Source organism: uncultured Planktosalinus sp., from assembly GCF_963973675.1.
Classification (GTDB): Bacteria; Bacteroidota; Bacteroidia; order Flavobacteriales; family Flavobacteriaceae; genus Planktosalinus.
Genome location: NZ_CAXBAN010000188.1, coordinates 1 through 5,041, shown reverse-complemented (window position 1 = coordinate 5,041; position 5,041 = coordinate 1). Strand labels below are relative to the sequence as shown.

At 37.3% G+C, this 5,041-nt stretch carries 6 protein-coding genes; 5 read left to right on the top strand and 1 reads right to left on the bottom strand.

Going from position 1 to position 5,041, the window contains the following annotated elements; genetic code table 11:
• Positions 1 to 207: hypothetical protein (locus AACY61_RS08430; protein ID WP_339611135.1), on the bottom strand; the 207-nt coding region annotated here is incomplete at its 3' end.
• Positions 208 to 394: 187 nt separating this feature from the next.
• Here AACY61_RS08430 and AACY61_RS08425 point away from each other — a divergent pair.
• The 5 genes from AACY61_RS08425 to AACY61_RS08405 all read left to right on the top strand — a co-directional run.
• On the top strand, positions 395 to 1,732 hold the full coding sequence (locus AACY61_RS08425) for a nucleotide sugar dehydrogenase (protein ID WP_339611134.1): 1,338 nt from the start codon (positions 395 to 397) through the stop codon (positions 1,730 to 1,732).
• A 198-nt stretch (positions 1,733 to 1,930) separates the two neighbouring features.
• Positions 1,931 to 2,941: a polysaccharide biosynthesis protein gene (locus tag AACY61_RS08420; protein WP_339611133.1), complete on the top strand. Its 1,011-nt coding sequence runs from the start codon at positions 1,931 to 1,933 to the stop codon at positions 2,939 to 2,941.
• Positions 2,942 to 2,944: 3 nt separating this feature from the next.
• A complete protein-coding gene (locus tag AACY61_RS08415; protein ID WP_339611132.1) occupies positions 2,945 to 3,361 on the top strand; it encodes a WxcM-like domain-containing protein in 417 nt (138 codons plus the stop codon).
• Positions 3,362 to 3,374: 13 nt separating this feature from the next.
• Entirely contained in the window at positions 3,375 to 4,232 is an 858-nt protein-coding gene (locus tag AACY61_RS08410; protein ID WP_339611131.1) for a sugar nucleotide-binding protein, read from the top strand.
• Between the two features lie 11 nt (positions 4,233 to 4,243).
• A partial coding sequence (locus tag AACY61_RS08405) for a UDP-N-acetyl glucosamine 2-epimerase (protein ID WP_339611130.1) occupies positions 4,244 to 5,041 on the top strand: 798 nt, incomplete at its 3' end.

Below are 5,041 nucleotides of genomic sequence, written 5' to 3'. Positions count from 1 at the left end.
CCACCAGTAAACCAGTCCACCAGTAAACCAGTCCACCAGTCCACCAGTCCACCAGCCCACCAGTAAACCAGTAAACCAGTCCACCAGTAAACCAGTAAACCAGTCCACCAGTAAACCAGTCCACCAGTAAACCAGTAAACCAGTCAACCAGTCCACCAGTCCACCAGTCAACCAGTCAACCAGCCCACCAGTAAACCAGTCAACCAAACAACCACAACCCCCGTAGTAGAAACTCCAATTTTACACCAATTTAACACCAAAACATCCCCCTTCCATTCAAATTTCTTAACTTTGCCCTCCGGTATCCCCACTTATTTTAAACCTCTCACATACCATTTCGGCTTGTGGAGCGTTAAAAATATGGGGTATTTTTTTTGAACTCAATTGACTAACTATGAATAAAATCGCCATCATCGGCCTGGGGTATGTAGGGCTCCCCCTCGCCAGACTCTTTGCTACCAAATACCCCGTAGTGGGCTTTGACATCAACCAAAAACGCATCGACCAACTCCAAAACGGCCACGACAGTACCCTCGAAGTTGAGGATGCCGACCTGCAAGCCGTCCTGCTCGACAAATGTCCCTTTCGTGAGGATATGAACGGCAACGGACTCTTCTGTACCGCGCACCTCATTGACATTCAGGATGCCAATGTCTATATCGTTACCGTGCCCACCCCCGTGGATAAACACCACCGGCCGGACCTCACACCGCTGTATAAATCCAGCGAAGCCGTGGGCAGCATCCTCAAAAAAGGCGATACCGTCATCTATGAATCCACCGTCTATCCCGGCGTGACCGAGGAAGAGTGTGTACCCGTACTCGAACGCATCAGCGGATTAAAATTCAATGAAGACTTCTTTGTGGGCTATTCGCCCGAGCGCATCAACCCCGGTGATAAGGAGCACACCGTCGATAAAATATTAAAAGTTACCGCCGGCTCCACACCCGAAACCGGACAAAAAGTAGATGCCCTCTATAAAAGCGTCATCACTGCCGGTACGCATCTGGCCCCCAGCATCAAAGTAGCCGAAGCCGCCAAGGTCATCGAAAACTCCCAACGCGACATCAACATTGCCTTTGTCAATGAGCTCGCCAAAATATTCAACATCCTCGACATCGATACGAGCGCCGTCCTCGAAGCCGCCGGTACCAAATGGAACTTCCTGCCCTTCAAACCCGGGCTTGTAGGCGGACACTGCATAGGTGTGGATCCTTATTATTTGGCACAAAAAGCACAAGAACACGGCTACCACCCCGAGATCATCCTGGCAGGAAGACGCTTAAACGACTCCATGGGTGACTATGTCGCCGCTCAAGTGGTCAAGACCATGATACAAAAAGACATCTCCATCAAAGGTGCCGAACTCCTCATGCTGGGCATCACCTTCAAAGAAAACTGCCCCGACGTGCGCAATACCAAAATCGTTGATGTAGTACACGCCCTGCAAGACTACGGCATCACCGTTACCATCTACGACCCCCTCGCCAACCCGGAGGAAGTCATGCACGAATACGGACTCCAATGCCACTCACAATTAGACTTGAAAGGCAAGTCATTGCGAGCGGAGCGAAGCAACCTCACCAATGCAGCACCAAATGAATTTGATGCGATTGTATTAGGCGTAGCCCACAAACAATTCCTTACCCTGGACCTAAACCCGCTTAAAAAAGAAGTGGCGGTGGTGTATGATGTGAAGGGGGTGTTGGAGAGTGCGGATAGGAAGCTTTAAAATATTTTTATTTTTTTATAATTTAAACAAAATGTTTTCCGAAAATAACTTTTTGTTTAAATTGAAGGGAGTTTTGGAAGAATAGTATCAATTATGTTAATAATAACTATAATTATATTTTCAAACATGATTTGAATTCAAGGGAATAAATTAATTTTATTATAATAATATATTTAATAAAAGTCAAATTGATAAAAAATGAAAATTTACAATAAAGTTTTACTAATAACAGGTGGTACTGGTTCTTTTGGAACTGCTGTATTAAATCGTTTTTTAAACACCGATAATTTTAGCGAAATAAGAATTTTTTCCAGAGATGAAAAAAAGCAAGATGATATGAGAAATCTCTATAAAAATGACAAAATAAAATATTATATAGGTGATGTAAGGGATTATTCAAGCGTTGAGCCAGCTACCAGAGATGTTGATTATGTTTTTCATGCAGCAGCATTAAAACAAGTACCTTCTTGTGAGTTTTTCCCAATGCAAGCTGTTAAAACAAATATTGAGGGAACTCAAAATGTAATTAAAGCAAGCGCAAATAACAATGTTAAAAAAGTAATTTGTCTTTCTACAGATAAAGCTGCCTACCCAATCAACGCAATGGGTATATCAAAAGCAATGATGGAAAAAGTTGCAATAGCAGAATCTCGTAGCCTTAAAGAGACGACTGTTTGTTTAACTCGGTATGGAAATGTTATGGCTTCAAGGGGCTCTGTCATTCCCTTGTTTATAAATCAAATTAAGGAATCAAAACCTATAACAATTACCGATCCTAACATGACACGATTTCTTATGTCATTAGAAGATGCTGTGGAATTAGTTCTTTTTGCATTTGAAAATGGAAGGTCGGGAGATTTATTTGTTAATAAAGCACCAGCCGGTACAATAGGTGATTTAGCAAAAGCTTTATTGGAATTATCTAAAAAAGATGTGCCCATTAAAATAATTGGTACTCGGCATGGTGAAAAACTTTACGAAACTCTGTGTACACGTGAAGAAATGCTAAAAGCAGAAGACATGGGTAATTTCTATCGTGTGCCTGCGGATAATCGTGATTTAAATTATACAAAATACTTTTCTCAAGGTGAAGAAAATATTTCTAAAGTTGAAGATTATCACTCTCATAACACGACAAGATTGAATTTAGAACAAATGAAGGAGTTGTTTTCAAGTATAGATTATATTCGTGAAGAATTAAATATGTAATCTATGATAATAAACGGGAATAAGTTCGTTGATCACAGAGGTGAATTACATTCATTTAATGAATTTGATTTAAGTGAAATTAAAAGGATGTACACTGTTTTTCACCCAGACACTAATACTATTAGAGCGTGGCAAGGACACAAAATTGAAAGGCGATGGTTTTATTGTGTAAAGGGATCTTTTGAAGTCCGAACAATTGAATTGGATTGTATGGAAAACCCTTCAATTGATTTAGATGTAAAAAAAACTATTTTGGAAGAGAAAACTCCTATGATTTTAAAAATACAGCCGGGTTTTGTAAATGGTTTTAGGGCATTAGAAAAAAATTCGACGTTAATATCCTTTTCAGATTACAAATTTGGTGAAAACCATGATGATGAAATACGGTTTGATGTAGATAAATGGATTAGGTGGCATTAAAAAATTAATGAATATGAAATTTTTAGTTTTTGGTTCAGAAGGTATGGCTGGACATATGATTTCAACATACTTAATAGAAAAAGGGCATACAGTAACAGGTTTTAGCAGAAATAATATTCTCACTCAACATAATACTATAATTGGAGATGCAACAAACCCTGAATTTGTAAAAAAAATCATTATCGATAATGATTTTAATGTTATTATAAACTGTATCGGGTTATTAAATCAATTTGCAAATGAAAATCAAACGATGGCTGTCTATTTAAACTCATATTTTCCACATTTTTTGGTTTCAATAACTGAAAATTTAAAAACACAAGTGATTCATATGAGTACGGACTGCGTGTTTTCTGGAAAAAAGGGGAAATATACAGAAACCGATTATACAGACGGTGAATCTTTTTATGACAGATCTAAGGCTTTAGGAGAAATTAGTGACAGTAAAAACCTAACCCTGAGAAATTCAATCGTAGGTCCAGATATTAAAGAATCAGGAATTGGATTACTTAATTGGTTTATGAAGCAGGAAGGCCCAATAAAGGGATTTACAAATGCTTTGTGGACTGGTTTAACAACTTTGGAATTAGCAAAAATAATGGAAATTGCCTCAATTAATAAGAGTACAGGATTGATCAATATGGTTAATAATGTCTCTATAAGCAAGTATGATTTATTGAATCTATTCAATAAACATTTGAGAAATGACGAAGTGATTATTGAACCCTATGAAGACTATTACGTGGATAAATCTTTAGTAAGAACAAACTTTAGTTTAGATTATGAAGTCCCAAGTTATGAAACCATGGTTTCTGAAATGGCTGAATGGATGAAATCTCACAAAAACTTTTACCCTCATTATAAAATTTAACACCCTGGAATTTGGAAAAGCTAAAACTCATGACAGTTATTGGGACGCGTCCCGAAATAATAAGGTTAAGTGAAATTATAAAAAAATGTGATACTTATTTTGAGCACGTTTTAGTTCACACAGGCCAGAATTATGATTATAATCTTAATGAAGTTTTCTTCAATGAACTTGAACTTCGACAACCTAATCATTATTTGAATGTTGCAGGAGGTAATTTAGGAGATACAGTTGGAAATATAATAGCTAAGTCCTATGAACTTATGCTGAAAATTAAGCCTGACGCACTCCTTATTTTGGGCGATACAAATAGCTCCTTATGTGCTATTATGGCAAAAAGGTTAAAAATACCTATTTTTCATATGGAAGCCGGCAACAGATGTTTTGATCAAAATGTGCCGGAAGAAATTAATAGAAAAATAGTCGATCATATTAGTGATATTAACTTACCCTACACAGAACATAGTAGAAGATATTTATTGTCAGAAGGGTTTAGAAAAGACCATATTTTTGTAACAGGCTCACCGTTGCAGGAAGTATTAACAAAATATGCTAAGAACATTGAAAATAGTAATGTTTTAGTTGAAAATATGCTTGAGAAAAGAAAGTATATTATTGTTTCTGCACATCGTGAAGAAAACATTGATAATGAATCCAATTTTTTAAGCCTTATGTCGGCAATCAATGAAATTGCTGAAAAATATCAATTTCCTGTTATATTCTCTACGCATCCACGAAGTCAAAAAATTATATCAGAAAGAAAACAGAAAAAAGCAGATAAGGCTCAAGAAAAAGCAGATAAAGCTAAAGCT

Coding starts and splice junctions, on each gene's coding strand:
- AACY61_RS08425 (WP_339611134.1), top strand. CDS start 395: ATGAATAAAATCGCCATCATCGGCCTGGGGTATGTAGGGCTCCCCCTC.
- AACY61_RS08420 (WP_339611133.1), top strand. CDS start 1,931: ATGAAAATTTACAATAAAGTTTTACTAATAACAGGTGGTACTGGTTCT.
- AACY61_RS08415 (WP_339611132.1), top strand. CDS start 2,945: ATGATAATAAACGGGAATAAGTTCGTTGATCACAGAGGTGAATTACAT.
- AACY61_RS08410 (WP_339611131.1), top strand. CDS start 3,375: ATGAAATTTTTAGTTTTTGGTTCAGAAGGTATGGCTGGACATATGATT.